We start from the raw sequence: 16256 nt of genomic DNA on the forward strand, positions 1-16256 counted from the left end.
GCTACCGTTGGGTGGTGCATCCCTCTGTGAACGCCGTTGTCGCCGGCAACCTCGGCCACCTGTCGCTCAACCGTCCCGACTCGATCAACGCGATCGACCTCGAGATGATGCGCGGCCTCACCGAGGCGCTCGACGCGTGGGCCGACGACGAGGCCGTCACCGCGATCCTGCTCGACGGCACCGGCGACTACGGCTTCTGCGCCGGTGGCGACTTCCGCGAGATCCTGGCGCGGGCCGCCGAGGGCATGACGATCGGATCCGTGTTCTTCCGCAACGAGTACCGACTGATCGCCAAGCTCGCCGAATACCCGAAGCCGATCATCTCGATCATGCACGGCATGACGATGGGCAGCGGCATCTCGCTCGCAGGGCACGTGTCCACGCGGGTGGTGACCGATCGGGTGAAGCTCGGCCAGCCCGAGACCGGGTACGGATTCGTGCCCGACGGCGGGGCCAGCTGGCGACTTGCGCGGACTCCCGGGGAGATCGGCACCTACCTCGCGCTGAACTCCGTCGACCTCAGCCCCGCGGACGCGATCGAGCTCGGCTTCGCCGACGTGATGGTTCCGGCGGAGCGGGTCGGCGACCTCACGGCGGCGCTCCTGGACGCCGACGACGCGGCCTCCCCCGACGAGAAGGCTCGACGCTTCGCCACGGAGGCCGGCCCCTCCGCAGTGCTCGCGCGTCGCGACTGGATCGACGCCTGCTACTCGGCCGACACGGTCGAGGCGATCCTCGAGCGGCTCTGGGCGTTCTCGAACGGCGACGTCGTCGAAGGACTCGCCGCCGCGGACTCGAACGATCCCGACGCGGCGTCGAACGCGGCATCCGCTGCCGACGCGCTGCTGCGACTCTCACCCACGGCCCTGGTCGCGACCCTTCGATCGGTGCGCGCCGCAAGCGACAGCGAGACCCTGCGCGACGCGCTCGAGCGCGAACTGCGACTCGCCCGCTGGTTCACCACGCAGCCCGACCTGTTCACGGGCGTGCAGGCGCTCGTGGCGCAGAACACCGAGACGCTGCACCAGGACGAGGTCCCGGAATGGAAGCCCGCAGAGCTCGCCGACGTGGATGTCGCGGACATCGTCGCCGCGATGCAGACGCAGCTCCGCCACAGCGTGTTCTCCCGCGGCTTGGGCATCCCGGAGGAAGAGCCCGCCGCAGCGCCCGAGTCCGCGTCCGCGTAGCGGGCGGAGGCTCGCGAGGGCAAGCGCGCCGCGCGCCCGCTCACCAGTCGTGGACGGTGCCGTCGAGGAGTCGGTTGTAGGGAAGGTAGGCCTGTTCGTACGGGTACGTGCCCGCCTCATCGACGTCGAGCTCGACGCCGAGTCCGGGCTTGTCGCCGGGGTGGAGGTAGCCGTCGGTCCAGGTGAAGGACTGCTCGAAGACCCGGTCGGTCTTCGCACCGTGGCGCATGTACTCCTGGATGCCGAAGTTGTGGATCGACAGTCCGAGGTGCATGGCGGCCGCCATCCCGACCGGGCTGATGTCGGTCGGACCGTGCATGCCCGACTTGATCTGGTACATCGCCGCGTAGTCCAGCGTCTTCTTCAGCGGTGAGATGCCGCCCATGTGCGTGACCGCGCCGCGCACGTAGTCGATGAGCTGGTCGCGGATGATGTCCTTGAAGTCCCAGACCGTGTTGAAGATCTCGCCGATCGCGAGCGGTGTCGTGGTGTGCTGGCGCACCAAGCGCAGGGCCTCCTGGTTCTCGGCCGGCGTGCAATCCTCGAGCCAGAACAGGTCGTACGGCTCGAGGTCCTTGCCGAGGCGGGCGGCCTGGATCGGCGTCATCCGGTGATGCCCGTCGTGCAACAGTGGCAGATCGGGCCCGAACTCGTTGCGCACCGCTTCGAACACGCCGGGCAGGTGGTTCAGGTAGGCACGCGTGTCCCAATCCTCCTCGACCGGCTTCGCTCCGCGGCGTGCGGGTTCGTGGTCGTAGCGAACGGATGCGTCGCCGACCTCGGCGCCCTGTGCTGCGATGCCGTAGATCGCCTTGAGGGTCGGTACGCCGGTCTGCACCCGGATCGCCTTGTATCCCTGCTCCTGGTGGGAGCGGATCGAGTCGAAGAGTTCGGGCAGCTCCTTGCCCGATGCGTGCCCGTAGGCCATCAGGCCGTTCCGGGACGCCCCGCCGAGCAGCTGGTACACGGGCATCCCGGCCGCCTTGCCCTTGATGTCCCAGAGCGCCATGTCGACCGCCGCGATCGCGGCCATCGTGACCGGCCCGCGACGCCAGTACGCCGACCGGTACAGGAACTGCCACGTGTCCTCGATCCTCCCGGCATCCGCGCCGATCAGCAGCGGCACGACATGCTCGGTCAGGTACGCGACCACGGCGAGCTCGCGCCCGTTCAGGGTCGCATCCCCGAGCCCCGTGAGCCCGTCGTCGGTCGTCAGCTTCAGCGTGACGAAGTTGCGGTCGGGGCTGGTCACGATGACCTCAGCCTTGTCGATGATCATGGTGCTCTTTCCGTGGGTGGTCGTGGTTCGACGATGGAGGGATGCGCGCGCGCTCAGGACGGCTCGAGCACGGCGAACTCGGATGCCACGCGTGCCGCGAACGGCTCGTCGGCGGCCAGCCGCTCGTCCAGCGCGCAGAGCAGGGCATGACGGGCGGATGCCTCGAGCGACGCGATCGCGGCCGCCTCGAGGCCGCGCGGGGTCGGCGCGAACCCCTGGCCGACGCCGAGCATCCAGGCTGCGATCGCGGAGGCGCATCCGCCCGCCGATCGCCCGGCGGCGCGTTCGCCGAGCGCGACGGGGACGATGCGGAGCCGCACCTTGGTGGTCGAGTCCTGGGCGATCTGCGACAGGCGGTGCTCGATCCTGGGGTTGCGGAAGCGTTCGAGCAGGGAGGCCCGATACTCGGCGAGATCGAGGCCGGGCAGTTGGCGCGCGTCATCGTCCCAGAGCGCCTCGACAAGGCGGCGACAGGCCTGGTCCTCGATGGCGGTGCTCACGAGTGCGTGCCCGCGTGTTTGCCCGAACGCGGCGAGCACCGTGTGGGCGCCGTTCAGCATCCAGAGTTTGCGGTTCTCCCACGGCTCGAGGTCGTCGACGAACCGGGCACCGGCTGCTTCCCACTCCGGGCGACCCGCGGGGAACGCTCCCGAGAGCACCCAGTCCGAGAACGGCTCGGTCACGACGGGCGCGGCGTCGCGCCATCCGCTCGCCTCGGTGACGGGAGCCGACTCGGACTCGACGTCGATCGCCGGAGTGATCCGGTCGACCGACGTCGAGACGACGGCGACCGACTCCGCGAACCAACTCCCCAGCTCCGACGAGACCAGGCCCGCGAGCTCCGCCAGCGCGCGCCGCAGCAGCCCGCCGTTGTCGGGAAGGTTGTCGCACGAGACGAGTGCGATCGGTCCGGCCCCGCCGCGGCGACGAGCATCGAGTGCGAACAGGATCCGGCCGAGTGCGGTCGCCGGGTGCGCCTCCACCTCTGCCTGCATCGCGCCCGCCTCCGCGAGGGCCCCGAAGGCCGGCCGGAGGAGCGCGACGTCGGACGCCACTGCAGGATCCGCCAGGTTCGGCGTGCCGTCGGCGGCGAGCCGGTAGCCTGCCTCGGTGATCGTGAGCGTGAGGATCGCCGTCATCGGGTCGGCGACGGCCGCGGTGAACGCGGGCACGTCGTCGCCCGCCTCGACCCGGACGATGCTCGGCACGACCTCGAACCGGTCGCCCTCGGCACCACGCTCGACGAGCGTGTACAGGCCGTCCTGCGCTGTGAGCCGATCGGCGAGATCGCGGCTGCGACCGGTGAAGGCCACGATGCCCCAGTCGGCGGCGTCGGACGCATGCGCGGTGTACCAGGCCTGATGCGCGCGGTGGAACGCCCCGAGGCCGAGGTGCACGATCCGCTCGGGCGGCGTCGGCAGGCCCGCCGCCTCCCGGGTCAGCCGCCTGCCGGTCGCGTGGGAGACGATCTCGTGAGCCAGGCCGGTCACAGCTTGAACACCTCGCGGGGGATGGCACCGACGAGGTCGTCGATGATCTGCTCCGCGGCGGGAAGCCGCACGCGTCCCTCTGCGACGAGTCGGGCGAGGAACCCGGCGTCGACGCGTCGTGCCGTGTCGTGCCGCGCGGGGATCGAGAGGAACGCGCGGGTGTCGTCGATGAACCCGCTGCTGCGATAGAACCCCGCAGTCTCGGTGACCGAGGCCCGATGGCGGGCGATCGCGTCCGGCGCATCGAGGAACCACCACGGCGCGCCCAGGTACACCGAGGGGTAGAACCCGGCCAGGGGCGCGAGCTCCCGCGAGTACGTCGTCTCGTCCACCGCGAACAGCACGAGGTGGAAGTCGCGTTCCAGCCCGTACCGTTCGAGCAGCGGTCGGATGCCGCGCGTGAACTCCGTCGCGACCGGGATGTCGTGGCCCGTGTCCGGCCCGAACCGGCCGAGCGTCGCCGAGGAGTGGTTGCGGTGGACACCGGGGTGGATCGTCATGACGAGACCGTCATCGACGCTCATCCGAGCCATCTGCACGAGCATGTGACCCCGGAACGCACGCTGTTGGGCGGCATCCGCTCTGCCGGCGATGACGGCCTGGAACAGGCGTTCGCCCTCCCCCGCCTCGAGGTCGACCGTGAACAGCTCCTCGACGCCGTGGTCGGCCGAGACCGCGCCGTGCCGGATGAAGTGCGCTCGTCGCTCCTCGAGCGCGCCGAGGTAGCCGGCGAAATCGCCGGGCCTGCCGGTCGCGGCGAGCAGGCGGTCGACGTTGCCCGCGAACCCGATCGCCTCGGGATCGAGGTACCGGTCGGGTCGGAAGGTGGGCGCCACGCGGCCGCCGAGGTCGGATCCCGCGAGCGCGGCGTGCTCGGACAGGTCGTCGAGCGGGTCGTCGGTCGTCGCAAGGAACTCGATGCCGAATCGCTCGAAGAGCGCCCGCGGGCGGAACTCCGGACGCGTCAACGCGACCGCGATTTCGTCGTAGATCGCATCCGCCGTGTCGGGACCGAACGGCGTGGTGACGCCGAAGACGCCGTCGAGCTCCTCCTCGATCCAGTATCCCGAGGCGGTGCCCGCGAATCGGTGCCAGTGCGACGCGAGCGTGCGCCACAGGGTGCGCGCATCCCGCCCTGCGGTGTCGTCGACCACGAGTTCGCCGAGGTCGACGCCCGAGGCGTGCAGCAGCCGCGTCACGTAGTGGTCGCCGGTGACGAGCAACGCCACCGGGTCGGTGTACGGCTCGTCGCGGAGCAGGAGCGAGGGAGGCACGTGCCCGTGCGGGGAGATGATCGGCGCGCCGGCGACCCGTTCGTACAGCGCGAGCGCGACCGCACGCGTTGCCGGATCGGCCGGCAGCAGCCGTGCGGGATCTCGATGCGGCCCGATCATCTGGCGATGAGGTTGAGCCGGGCGTTCAGCGCCGCGACCTGATCGATGGACACGCCGCCGGCCTGGCTGATGAGGGTCTGCACCGTCATCCGGTCGACGATCGCCTGCATCGCCGGCGGGATCTCGACGCCCTGGCCGACCTCGCCACGGCTCGTCGCCACGGCCTCAAGCACCGAGGCGATGACCCGGGCGCCGTCCTCGGACTGCTTGATGTCGCCGAGGGTGTCGCCGACGGAGAAGAAGCCGGCGGGGCTGGGCAGGTCCGCGTTGTCGAACCAGTTCGCGATGGTGGTCGTCGGCATCACGTTCGACGCCGGCACGTCGTCCACCCTGCGCAGCGCGATGGAGTCGGTGAGCTCGCCGCTGCGGGCGGAGATCTCGTGCGCGCCTGAGATCGGGACACGGAAGCGAAAGGTCCGGACCCCCTCGACGGTGTCGTGTTCCGCGCCATCGACGAAAAGCGTGACGCGGCTCTGGTTGGAGTACACGACCACCTCGGTGATCTCCTCCGCCCGCTCGGCCCGGCGACGCCCGGCGATGTGCACGAACGGGTCGCGCGACCACGCGGCCTTGTAGACGTAGAAGGCGTCCTTCTTGAGGCTGCGGTCGAACGTGACGAGACCCTTCTGGTTGCGACCGGCGGCACCGCCCTCGTCGCGGCCGGCAGAGCCGAAGTCGCAGAGGTTCCACACGTGGGTGGCCCAGAGCCAGGGTCGCTCCTCGATCATCGTGATCATGTGCTCGTGGTAGCGCGCCTGGTAGCTCTCGCTGTAGTCGCCCTTCTCCGGCTCGGCCGACTGGTACTGCGGGTTCGCGTCCGCACCGTACTCGGCGAGCCCGATCGCGACCTCGGGATTGGCCGCATGGAAGTCGTCGAGCCAGGTGTCGTTGTCGGCGACCTCGCCCACGTACCAGCCGAAGTAGAGGTTGTACGACATGACGTCGGGCAACGTGACGAGCGGATGGTCGGTCTCGAGGAGGAACAGGTTCGCCATCGCCGTGAGACGGGTGGGATCGAGCTCGTGGGCGAGTTCGTTCAACTCGCGGTGCGCCGCGACCACCTCCTCGCCCGATCCTGCGAGCGTGATCTCGTTCGACAGGCCCCAGCTGATGATGCTCGCATGGTGGCGGTTCTGGACGATCAGTTCGGTGAGCTGGTCGCGGGCGTTCTCGGTCGCGCCGGGAAGGAAGACGGTGATCTGCGGGATCTCGGCCCACACCACGATCCCGGCCTCATCGCACAGGTCGTAGAAGCGCTGATCGTGCTGGTAATGGGCGAGTCGCACGGTGGTCGCGCCGAGTTCCTTCAGCAGCGCGAGGTCCTCCTGCTTCATCTCCTCGGTGATCGCGTTGCCGACGCCCTCGCGGTCCTGATGACGCGAGACGCCGCGCAGCGGATACTCTTCGCCGTTCAGCAGGAAGCCCCGCTGCGGATCCACCGCGAACTCCCGGCACCCGAACCGCAGGTCGACCATGTCGAGCACCGTGTCACCCTGGAGGAGCTCTGCACGGGCGGTGTAGAGGTGGGGGTCGCGAAGCCCGTGCCAGCGTCGCGCACGCTCGATCGACACTGTGGCGTTCGCCTCGCCGTCGACGACCGGCACCGTCTGGTCGGCCTCCCCGTCGACGGTGAAGCGCACCTCCGCGCCCGCGCCGACCACTCCGGCCCGGAACACCACGTCGGCGCGATCACCGTCGAGGATCGGGGTGACCGTCAGGCCCGGGCCGCCGTGCTCGGCGAGCGTGAAGTGGGTTCGCCCCACCGTGATGAGACTGGCGTCGCGGTAGATGCCGCCGTAGAAGGTGAAGTCCGCCTGCTGCGGGTACACGCGCTCGTTCACCGCGTTGTCGACGAGCACGACGAGCGTCTGCGCCCCGGCCAGGAGGCGATCCGTCAGGTCGACCCGGAACGTCGAGTATCCGCCGTCGTGCCGGGCGAGCAGTGCTCCGCCCAGGTAGACCTCCGCGGAGGAGTTCACGCCCGCGAACTCGACCCAGGTCTCCACGTCGCCGGCTTCGGCGCCGACCTGCCGCGCATACGTGGAGCGCCCGCGACGGTACTCGCCTCCGGCCTGCCCGTCGATCGCATTCCAGGTGTGCGGCAGGTCGACCTGCTCCCCCACGGCGAGCACGTCATCCCAGCTCGCGGTCGGCGGGAGTTCCACCGGTGCGAACGCCCAGCCGGTGAGGATGGGAGCGACCCGACGGGAGTGGGGTGCAGCAGCGGTCGACGTCATGGGATCTCCTTCGGCGCGATGACACCGGCGTGCGCCGGGCGACCAGACAACCGTACGGATCCCTTCGCCCGCGGCAATAGAATCGATCACGCAGGATGAGCACCGAATCGGCAGCACTCGCCTGCCCGACGAATCGAGGTCTCGATGGTGACGACGACGAGGGCCGAGCCGGGGCCCGAGCCACGGGCGCCGCTCGAGGCGATCAGCGCTGTCCTGGCCGAGGTGCTGAGTTGCCCCGTCGTCGTGACGACCGACGTGGCTTCCACCCTCGACGCGTTCGAGGACGCGCACTGCCTCGACCCTCGGATACAACCCGCCTTCACGGCCACCACATTGCGAGGGTTCGTCCGGGAGATGGCGCCGAACGTCGTCCACGAGATCCTGGAACCGCTCGGGATGGCCGTGGTCATGGTGCGCTGGGACGAGCGGCTGCTGCTCATCGGCCCGTACACCCACGAGCCGATGCACCCCGGGGTCGCCGAGGAGATGATGAGCCGGCTGGGCATACCCAGCGCGCATCTGCCCGTGTACAAGCTGTACCGCACCCGGTATGCGATCGTCGATGCGGAGCACGCGCACCGAGCTGCCGCGGCAGTGCTGCATGCCGCCGGCAGCGAGGACGTGTTGGGCAGCCTCCATCAGATCGAGGCCGAGGGCGGCACGATCGCCCCGGGATACGCCGAGGCTCCGCAGTCGGCGTCGTTCACGGTGATCGACGAGCGGTACCGGCTGGAGCGGGACTTCATGGACGCCGTCGCCGACGGATCCACCGAGCATGCGCTGGCCGCCCTGCAACGACTCGCCGGCATGCCGCAGACGATCAGCTACCTGAACACCCCGTTCCTCGGCACGACGATCCTGCGGATCATGTCACGGGTCGCAGCGCAACGCGGAGGACTGCCTCCCGCCACGATCGATGCGATCTCCCAGGAGTATGCGCAACGCCTGCACCGCATCGGCCACACTGTCGATGCGCGGCGCACGGTCGGCTTCACGGCGCAGATGGTCACCGATTTCTGTCGGCACGTGCGACGCCACCAGCAGCGCAGCTACTCCTCACTGGTGCGGCAGGTGACCGACGAGATCGACCTCCACCTCAGCCACCACGTCTCGACGACCGAGCTGTCGGAGCGACTCGGGGTGTCCGCGTCCACGCTCGCTCGCCGCTTCAAGGCTGAGACGGGGCTGACCGTCGCCACCTACGCCGCCCGCCACCGAGCGGAGCGGGCGGCCAGGCTGCTCGCCACCACCTCGCAGAGTGTTCGCGAGATCGCGCTGTTCGTGGGCTACGACGACCCGAACTACTTCGTGAAGGTGTTCCGAGCCGCCCACGGCATGACCCCCTCCGCCTACCGCGAGGCCCACGCGGAATGATCTGCCGGCGACGTCAGCCGGTGACGCCGACGGGTTCCTGCGACTGGAGCGACTCCTTGCGCTCCGCCACGCGCTTCTGCACGTCGATCATCTCGGTGCGGGTGAGCTTGTAGCCGCGCATGGCGATCAGGGTGCACACCCAGCCGAGGATCGGGAGGCCGAAGAACAAGAGCAGGCTCATCATCAGGATCGGCGTCGACGGGCTGTCCGTGGGCTGGGGCATCACGGTGGAGAATCCGATCAGCGCGACGGCGCCGAGTGCGAGCGCGGCGCCGAGCGAGGAGATGATCTGATCGACGATGTTGTACGTCGCGGTGACCGTGGCCGGGAGGTACTTGCCGGAGCGGTCAAGTTCGTAGTCGATGACGTCGGCCCGCATGGTGCCGGAGGCGACGGTGACCACCATCGACGCGCCGTTCAGGAGCAGGTACACGAGGAAGAACCCGATCGTGAGCGGCAGGCTCGTCAGGATGGACCGCATGTCGACCAGCAGGCAGAACACGGTCAGGACCGCAGCGAGGGCCACGCAGATCCAGGTCCAGGTGACGGTCGCGGCCTTCGAGCCGTACTTGCCGGTGTACCGCGCGCCGAAGATCGCGAACACGATGCCGGGGAGGATCGCGATCAGGCCGAGCAGCGAACCGAGCTGCATATTGCCGAGCAGGATGCCCCACATGAGGGTGCCGATCACCGCCTGCGACTTCACGACCTGCGCGAGCTTGTCGGATGCCCCGCTGATCAGGTACCGCAGGAACGACCCGTTCTTGGTGAGCAGGTTCCACATGTCGCGGAGCGAAACGTCGACCTTGTTGCGGGCATCGGTGAGGTGCGCGAAGTTCTCGGGCTTGTCGATGCGGGACACGCCCACGCAGGCGAGGATCTGGAACACGAGCGAGCAGGCGACGTAGGTGATCGCCGTCTCGCTGAGCATCCCCACCGTGAACTGGTTGCCGTGCCTCGGCAGGAACACCAGCGTCGAGAGGATCGTGAAGGCCGCCGGCACGAAGTACGCGTAGACCGTCGCCCACACCTGCACGGTCGGCCGCTGCCTGGGGTCATTGGTGAGCACGGGCCCCGACATCTGTCCGGCGATGTCGTTCATCGAAGAGCCGATGATGTACACGACGTAGACGGCGATGAAGTAGCCGGCACCGAGGCCGCTGCCGGCGCCCCAGACGAACAGCATGAGGATCGCGATCGACCGGATCAGCCATCCGAGGAGCATGAAGAAGCGCAGCTTGCCGAACGAGAAGGTGACCCGGTCGATGACCAACGCGAGCAGCGGGTCGATCAGGCCGTCGAACACGCGGGTGACGGTGAGGATCAGGCCGGCGACGGCGACCGCGATGCCGTACCCGGAGTTCTGCAGGTAGCTCATGAGGCCGACCAGGACGTAGAAGATCATCGCCGAGCCGTTGTTCATCTGGGAGAGGGCGATCTCCCACGTGCGGGCGCGTCGGTAGGACACGCCGTCCGTCTCGCTGGCCGTCTGCTTCGGGTTACGCACCATTGCGTTCATGCTCCTTCGGAGGGAGGCTCAGGGCGTGGACGGGTCGTTCCGTCGGCGTCAGCCTGAGCCGAGGGCAACATTAGGAAAGCACCGCACCGGCGGGATAGAAGCAGGTCGGCAGATGCAGAATGCATTCGGCGACGATCGGCGGGTCATCACCGTGAGGAGGCGCCCGAGGGCCCGGCGCGGTGCCCGAGGTCACGACGTGGCCAGCAGCCCGCCCATCTGCTTCGCGATCAGCTCGGTCGCGAAGCGCGGGTTGAGGCGCGAAAGGCGGTCCATCGCGGCGGCGTCGGACCCGATGGTCGCGCGGAACCGGCCCTTCTCGATGGCGTCCACGATCACCGTGGCGGCGACGACCGGGCTCGTCGTCTTGTACGAAGCGTTCTCGGCGGAGCCGTCCCCCGCGAGGCTCACACCGGAATTCGCTGCGATGTCGGTGCCGATCGCACCGGGGAACACGACCGAGACCTGCACGTTCGTGGTGAGCAGTTCGGCGTAGAGCGCCTCGGTGAGCAGCTTCACGGCCGCCTTGGACGCGCCGTAGACCGCCTGACCGGGAACCGGCGCATACGAGCCCATGCTCGCGACGTTGAGGATCGCCGCACGCGGGCGTGCCAACAGCGTCGGCAGGAAGGCCTTGCACATGTTCATCACGCCGCCGAAGTTGACGTTCATGACCTTGTCGATCTCGGAGAACGGCAGGTCGACGACCTTCACGAACTGCTGGATCACGCCCGCGATGTTCACGATCCCGTCGACCGCGCCATGGGCGGCCTCGACCGCGGCCGGCAGTGCGATGACCGCATCACGGTCGGTGATGTTCACCGCGTGCTCGGAGAATCGGCCGCCCACATCGGCGAGGCGAGCCGTCGCGGCCAGCCCGTCGGCGTTGAGGTCGACGCCTGCGACGGAGGCTCCTCGCGCGAGGAGGCGGAGTGTCGTCTCGCGTCCGATGCCGTTGCCTGCGCCGGTCACGACGAAGACCTTGTTCGCGATGTCCATGTGCTGTCCTGTCTGTAGAGCTCGTGAAGGAGGAAGAGCAGAAGAAGAAAAGAAGAAGAAGTGACGGGTGTCAGTCGATGCGCATGGCGTCGCCGGGAGTGATGCCCGACACGGTGAAGGCGTCGACGGCGAACCAGTACGGGTGCCCGGCGTTGAGAGACCCGATCTCGAGCTCCGTGCGGTCGTAGACGAGCCACGAGTGGTAGAGCTTGTCGGGCGCGAGGCCGTATCGGATGTTGTAGCCGACGGCGCCCGCCGAGGCATCCCATCGCAGTGCGACGGTGAGCGGATCGCGCCGCTCGCCCGACGGAGCGACTGCCGCTGCGAGGTCGGCGTCGCCGAGGCCGAAGACCCGCAGCCCGCTGACGGCGAAGGGCCCGCCGAACGGCATCGCCCCGGCCGTCACGCGGACGAACCGCGCTCGCTGCGCCTCGGGGAGCGCGATGAAGGCGTGCGGAGCATCCGCGCCGGTGCCGATGCTGTCGTGCACGAGCGTCCACTCGACGCCGTCGAGCGAGAGCTCCACGCGCACCTCGGCCGGCTGCGGGTCCGCGAACACGGCGCGCTTGCCGAACGTCGCCTTCGCGAGGTCCTGCAGCTTCGGCGCCCGCGTGGCGAGACCGTGATCGGCGAGGTTCACCTGCACGGCGTGCACGTCGGCTGCCGCACCCAGATCCAGTTGCAGCCACTCCCCCGGTCGATCGGTGCCGGCAACCCACCAGGTGCGCACCGACTCGTCGGTCGCGAGCGCGGGCCCGTGGCCCGCGAGCGAGGACGAAGCGGTGGCCGCCACCCGGTGCGACAGCAGCATCCAGCCGGCGGATGCTTCGGTCCACGGGTCGAACGCCCGGTCGGGCATGTTCATGGGGAAGTCGGCGAAGTTCTGGTTGCAGAACAGCACGCCGTCCTGGTCGAACCCCGCGGGGAACAGGCCGATGCGACGCTCGAAGTCCGCGTTGACGGAGATGCGCATCGTGGCGACATGCCACCAGTTGCCGTGCCGGTCCTGGAAGGTGCTGCCGTGGCCCGCGCCGGTGATGAATCCGCCGGGCTTCGACGAGAACGGGCTGTTGGCGTCGTACTCGAACGGCCCGAGGGGCCCCGGTCCGACGTAATAGCCGTCTGCGTAGGTGTTGAACTGGGTGCCGGGCCCGGCGTACTGCAGGTAGTACCGGTCATCGACGCGGTTCAGGTAGGCGCCCTCGATGAACGGGGCGTCGCCGATGTAGGCGTCCATGACCTTGCCCATGACGCCGCGGCGGACGACGGGCACGTAGTCGTCACCGGTGCGTTCCCACCCGCGCGCCGAGGTGTTCGCGGCGATCAGCGGCACCGGGTCGCCGATCCGCTGGAACGTCCCGCGGTCGAGTTCCACGCCCTGGATCGGCGCCTTGTGCGAGCATCCCCAATAGAGATAGAGGCGACCGTCGTCATCTTGGAACGTGTCCGGATCCCAGAATGCGATGTCGCTCGGCGCGATCTCCACGAAGTCGTCGGCGAGCGGATCGACGCTTCGGAAGAAGCGACCGTTCGACCGACGCGATGCCGTGAAGAGCAAAGCGCCGTCGACCTCTCGCACGTCGGGGGCGTAGTCGACCGCGGGGAGCCGGTCGGTGGGCTGCAGCGTCCACTCGACGAGGTCGTCCGAGTGCCAGAACCCACGCGTCATCGACGCGAACATGAAATAGCGGTCGCGAAAGAACACGACCGTCGGGTCGGCGGCCTCCCGGTGCACGCTGCGACCCGCGAACGGGGTCCGCACATCCTGATAGCGGTAGGCGAGATCGAGCGGGTTGCAGACCACTCCGGTCATCCGGGATCCCTTCACCGGTTCTGCGCCGCAGTCGCCCGCAGGTGCGTGATCGACGCGGCGATCGCCTCGAAGGCGTCGCCGTCCACGTGGTCGAACTCGACCACCGGGAGGCAGGCGCCCGGGGCCGCCGCGAGCGTCGCATCGATCGGGAGTCCCCCGGTGCCGAGTGCGCGCTGGCCGAGGACCGCGGGATCGTACTCGCCACCCGCGGCGAACACGTCGACGGCGTGCACGGCATCCTTCAGGTGCAGTGCACGCACCCGCGACCCGAGCCGCTCCACGAGCTGCGGCACGTCCTGGCCCGCTGCCGCAGCCCAGTACACGTCGACTTCGAGGGCCGCTCGTTCGTCGAGCAGGGAGACGAAGTACTCGTACGCGGTCAGGTCGCCGATGCGCTGGTGGAACTCGAAGGAGTGGTTGTGATAGCCGGCGCTGAGTCCTTCAGTGGCCGCCGCCTCGACGACCGCGTTCATCCGGTCGGCGGTGCGGGCGATGTCGTCGGCGGTGCGCCAGCGCTCGGCTGCGACCATCGGGTCGATCACGAGCGACGCGCCGAGTGCCCGAGCGGCCGCGAATGCCGCCGCGGCGGCGGGAACCGGCACGGATCGCCCGCCGAACTGCATCTCGTCGGAGAGCAACGGCGCGTGGACGGTCGGGATGGTGAGCCCGTTCGCCGCCGATGCGGCCGCGATCTCCACCGGCCGATCGTAGGCCGAGAACGGCTCGATCGCGTCGGCACCGGCCGCCGCGAGTGGCCCGAGCACGGCGTCGAGGTCGGCCAGCTCGGTGCGGACGGAGTACAGCTGGACGCTGATGGTCGCGGCGGTCTCGATGCTCGCCCCCATCGTCAGATCGTCTCGCCGGCATCCGCGAGGAGCGTGCTCCCCGTCATGATGGTCGCGAGGTCGCTCGCGGCGAAGAGCACCACGCGGGCGATGTCGTCGGGAGTGCCCACGCGCCCGATCAGGCTCTGGGACATCGCGGAGGGCATGTTGGAGGCGTCGATGCCCGCGTCGCCCATGGCTGCGAGGGCGGCCGCGGCGGCCGCCATGTTGCCCTCGGTCGGGACGAAGGTGGGGGCCACGCCGAGCACACGGATGCCCCGGGGCGCGAACTCGAGCGCCATCTGCTTCGTCATGCCCCGCACGGCGTGCTTCGAGCCGACGTAGGCGGCCAGCCCCGGCGCGGTGCCGCGGAAGCCGGCGGTCGAGATCACGTTGACGATGACGCCGCCGCCGGGCATGCGTCGGGCAGCCTCCCGAGCGCCGTTGCGGACGCCCCTGGTGTTGACGGCGAAGACGTGGTCCCACTGCTCGTCGCTCATGTCGAGCACGGAGGCGCTCGGGAAGACCCCGGCGTTGTTGATCCAGATGTCGATGCCGCCGAACGCATCGACGACCCGGGACGCCGCGGCCGACACGGACGAGGAGTCCGCGACATCCATTCGCACCCCGAGGGTCGCGGCGCCGCGCGCCTCGGCGATGCCGGCGGCCGCGGCTGCGGCACGGTCGAGGTCGAGGTCGGCGATCGCGACCTCGGCGCCCGCTTCGGCCAGTCGCCCGGCGATCGCCAGGCCGAGTCCCTGTGCCCCGCCCGTCACGAGGGCCCGCCGGCCGTGGAGCGAGAGGAGGTCGGCCAGCGCGACGGCGGAGACATCCGCGAAGCCCCCGCTCATGCGACCGCCTCGACCGTCTCGAGGGCGTTGCGCTGCGCGACGCGCCCGACCCAGGAAAGGCTCGGCTTCGGGGTGCGCACGAACGTGTCGCGGTCGACCGCGATGAGGCCGAAGGTCGGCTCCCAGTGCCCCCACTCGAAGTTGTCGAGCAACGACCAGTGCAGGTAGCCCCGCACGTCGATGCCGTCGGCGATCGTGCCGAGGAGCCCCTCCAGCGCTTCGCGGGTGTAGCGGATGCGCTGGGCGTCATCGGCCGTCGCGATGCCGTTCTCGGTGATCACGATCGGCGTGTGCTCGCTGACCTCCCACGCGTGGCGAACGGCCATGGCGAGCGAGTCGGGGCGGTAGGCGGTGCCGACGAGCGTGTTGTCGGGGTGCGGCGGGTGCGCGACCAGGCCGTTCGCGTCGACCTGCTGGGTCGAATACGCCTGCACGCCGACGAAGTCGTCGCCCCGGCTGCCCTCCCAGTAGACGTCCTCCTTGCCGTGGCGGATCTGCAGGAGCTTCTCCTCGCCGCCGGGTGCCGCGGTCAGGGCCCCGGCAGCGATCGTCCAGCCGACGTTCGCACTCGTGCGGGCCCGCACGATCTCGCGCGCAGCGTGGTGGATGCGGGTGAACATGCGACCGATCTCGGGGTCGGCGTAGGTGAGGAAGTCGCTGTGCGTCTGCTTCTGCTCCTGGTCGCCGTCGGCCTCGACCGTGGGGCTGGTCCAGCTTCCGCCGGATGCCGAGAGGTGCCGCATCGCCGTCATGATCGCGGCCTGCATGTTCGGCTCGTTCATCGTGACGACCCACTCGACGCCGTCGAGGATCGTGCAGGCCTGCTCCGTGAACGCGCAGAACAGCTCTTCCGCCTCGGGCGAGTCCCACCCGCCGAGCGCGGCGAACCACTGCGGCGTGGTGAAGTGCTGGAGCGTCACGACCGGCGTCACGCCGAGTTCGAGGCAGAACTCGATCATCCGGCGGTAGTGCGCGAGCTCCGCCTTCGAGAAGTGCCCGCGGACCGGCTCGATCCGCGACCATTCCAGGCTGAACCGGTACGACGTGAGTCCCGCGGAGGCGAGCAGGCGGATGTCCTCCTCGTAGCGGTGGTAGCTGTCGACCGCGTCGCCGGACAGCTCCATGCCGGGCATCATCTGCTCGCGCGCCCACCAGTCGCTGTTCACGTTGTTGCCCTCGATCTGGTGGCCGGCGGTCGCGGCGCCCCAGAGGAATCCATCGGGGAAGGTCGTCATGAGGTGATCCTCTCGTTCGTGGTGTTGGTCAGGTTCTGGATACGGATGCCGCGGCGG

12 protein-coding genes are annotated in these 16256 nt (G+C 69.4%); 2 read left to right on the forward strand and 10 right to left on the reverse strand.

All coding sequences use genetic code 11. The features are described 5' to 3' along the window. Positions 1–14 precede the first annotated feature (14 nt). On the forward strand, positions 15–1187 hold the full coding sequence (locus tag GQQ95_RS03455) for an enoyl-CoA hydratase/isomerase family protein (RefSeq protein WP_170296947.1): 1173 nt from the start codon (positions 15–17) through the stop codon (positions 1185–1187). Positions 1188–1227: 40 nt separating this feature from the next. On the opposite strand, the gene manD is transcribed toward GQQ95_RS03455, so the two are convergent. Genes manD through GQQ95_RS03475 form a run of 4 tightly spaced genes read right to left on the reverse strand, consistent with a single transcriptional unit; the run spans position 1228 to position 7587 of the window. Continuing rightward, on the reverse strand, positions 1228–2466 hold the full coding sequence (gene manD, locus GQQ95_RS03460) for a D-mannonate dehydratase ManD (RefSeq protein ID WP_157426261.1): 1239 nt from the start codon (positions 2464–2466) through the stop codon (positions 1228–1230). Positions 2467–2519: 53 nt separating this feature from the next. Continuing rightward, positions 2520–3956 carry a mannitol dehydrogenase family protein gene (locus GQQ95_RS03465; RefSeq protein WP_212275254.1) on the reverse strand — a complete coding sequence of 479 codons (1437 nt, stop codon included), beginning with the start codon at positions 3954–3956 and terminating at the stop codon, positions 2520–2522. Continuing rightward, complete coding sequence (gene uxaC, locus GQQ95_RS03470) at positions 3953–5350, reverse strand: glucuronate isomerase (RefSeq protein ID WP_157426262.1); 1398 nt, start codon at positions 5348–5350, stop codon at positions 3953–3955. The genes GQQ95_RS03465 and uxaC overlap by 4 nt, the downstream gene beginning before the upstream one ends. After that, positions 5347–7587 (reverse strand): glycoside hydrolase family 2 protein, encoded by a 2241-nt coding sequence (locus tag GQQ95_RS03475; RefSeq protein WP_157426263.1) that lies wholly within the window; start codon positions 7585–7587, stop codon positions 5347–5349. The genes uxaC and GQQ95_RS03475 overlap by 4 nt, the downstream gene beginning before the upstream one ends. 144 nt (positions 7588–7731) lie before the next feature. Between GQQ95_RS03475 and GQQ95_RS03480 the strand changes: the two genes are divergently transcribed. Further along, the gene (locus GQQ95_RS03480) at positions 7732–8961 is read left to right on the forward strand and encodes a helix-turn-helix transcriptional regulator (RefSeq protein ID WP_157426264.1); all 1230 of its coding nucleotides are present in this window, start codon (positions 7732–7734) and stop codon (positions 8959–8961) included. Between the two features lie 13 nt (positions 8962–8974). Here the strand turns inward: GQQ95_RS03480 and GQQ95_RS03485 are convergent, their stop codons facing one another. From GQQ95_RS03485 to GQQ95_RS03510, 6 genes are all read right to left on the reverse strand, one after another. Next, positions 8975–10471 carry an MFS transporter gene (locus GQQ95_RS03485; protein WP_157426265.1) on the reverse strand — a complete coding sequence of 499 codons (1497 nt, stop codon included), beginning with the start codon at positions 10469–10471 and terminating at the stop codon, positions 8975–8977. Positions 10472–10669: 198 nt separating this feature from the next. Continuing rightward, entirely contained in the window at positions 10670–11476 is an 807-nt protein-coding gene (locus GQQ95_RS03490) for an SDR family NAD(P)-dependent oxidoreductase (protein WP_157426266.1), read from the reverse strand. Positions 11477–11546: 70 nt separating this feature from the next. Next, entirely contained in the window at positions 11547–13289 is a 1743-nt protein-coding gene (locus tag GQQ95_RS03495; RefSeq protein ID WP_157426267.1) for a family 43 glycosylhydrolase, read from the reverse strand. An 11-nt stretch (positions 13290–13300) separates the two neighbouring features. Continuing rightward, on the reverse strand, positions 13301–14134 hold the full coding sequence (locus GQQ95_RS03500) for a sugar phosphate isomerase/epimerase family protein (protein ID WP_157426268.1): 834 nt from the start codon (positions 14132–14134) through the stop codon (positions 13301–13303). Between the two features lie 2 nt (positions 14135–14136). After that, entirely contained in the window at positions 14137–14964 is an 828-nt protein-coding gene (locus tag GQQ95_RS03505; protein WP_157426269.1) for an SDR family NAD(P)-dependent oxidoreductase, read from the reverse strand. Then, positions 14961–16199, reverse strand: coding sequence for a glycoside hydrolase family 1 protein (locus GQQ95_RS03510; protein WP_157426270.1), 1239 nt, complete (start codon positions 16197–16199; stop codon positions 14961–14963). Before GQQ95_RS03510 ends, GQQ95_RS03505 begins: the two co-directional genes overlap by 4 nt. Positions 16200–16256 lie beyond the last annotated feature (57 nt).

The organism is Agromyces salentinus, from assembly GCF_009749395.1.
In the GTDB taxonomy this organism is placed as follows: Bacteria; Actinomycetota; Actinomycetes; order Actinomycetales; family Microbacteriaceae; genus Agromyces; species Agromyces salentinus.

Excerpts from the sequence above, each read along its gene's own strand:
- manD (WP_157426261.1), bottom strand. The coding sequence starts at position 2,466 with ATGATCATCGACAAGGCTGAGGTCATCGTGACCAGCCCCGACCGCAAC.
- uxaC (WP_157426262.1), bottom strand. The coding sequence starts at position 5,350 with ATGATCGGGCCGCATCGAGATCCCGCACGGCTGCTGCCGGCCGATCCG.
- GQQ95_RS03475 (WP_157426263.1), bottom strand. The coding sequence starts at position 7,587 with ATGACGTCGACCGCTGCTGCACCCCACTCCCGTCGGGTCGCTCCCATC.
- GQQ95_RS03480 (WP_157426264.1), top strand. The coding sequence starts at position 7,732 with ATGGTGACGACGACGAGGGCCGAGCCGGGGCCCGAGCCACGGGCGCCG.
- GQQ95_RS03485 (WP_157426265.1), bottom strand. The coding sequence starts at position 10,471 with ATGGTGCGTAACCCGAAGCAGACGGCCAGCGAGACGGACGGCGTGTCC.
- GQQ95_RS03490 (WP_157426266.1), bottom strand. The coding sequence starts at position 11,476 with ATGGACATCGCGAACAAGGTCTTCGTCGTGACCGGCGCAGGCAACGGC.
- GQQ95_RS03495 (WP_157426267.1), bottom strand. The coding sequence starts at position 13,289 with ATGACCGGAGTGGTCTGCAACCCGCTCGATCTCGCCTACCGCTATCAG.
- GQQ95_RS03500 (WP_157426268.1), bottom strand. The coding sequence starts at position 14,134 with ATGGGGGCGAGCATCGAGACCGCCGCGACCATCAGCGTCCAGCTGTAC.
- GQQ95_RS03505 (WP_157426269.1), bottom strand. The coding sequence starts at position 14,964 with ATGAGCGGGGGCTTCGCGGATGTCTCCGCCGTCGCGCTGGCCGACCTC.
- GQQ95_RS03510 (WP_157426270.1), bottom strand. The coding sequence starts at position 16,199 with ATGACGACCTTCCCCGATGGATTCCTCTGGGGCGCCGCGACCGCCGGC.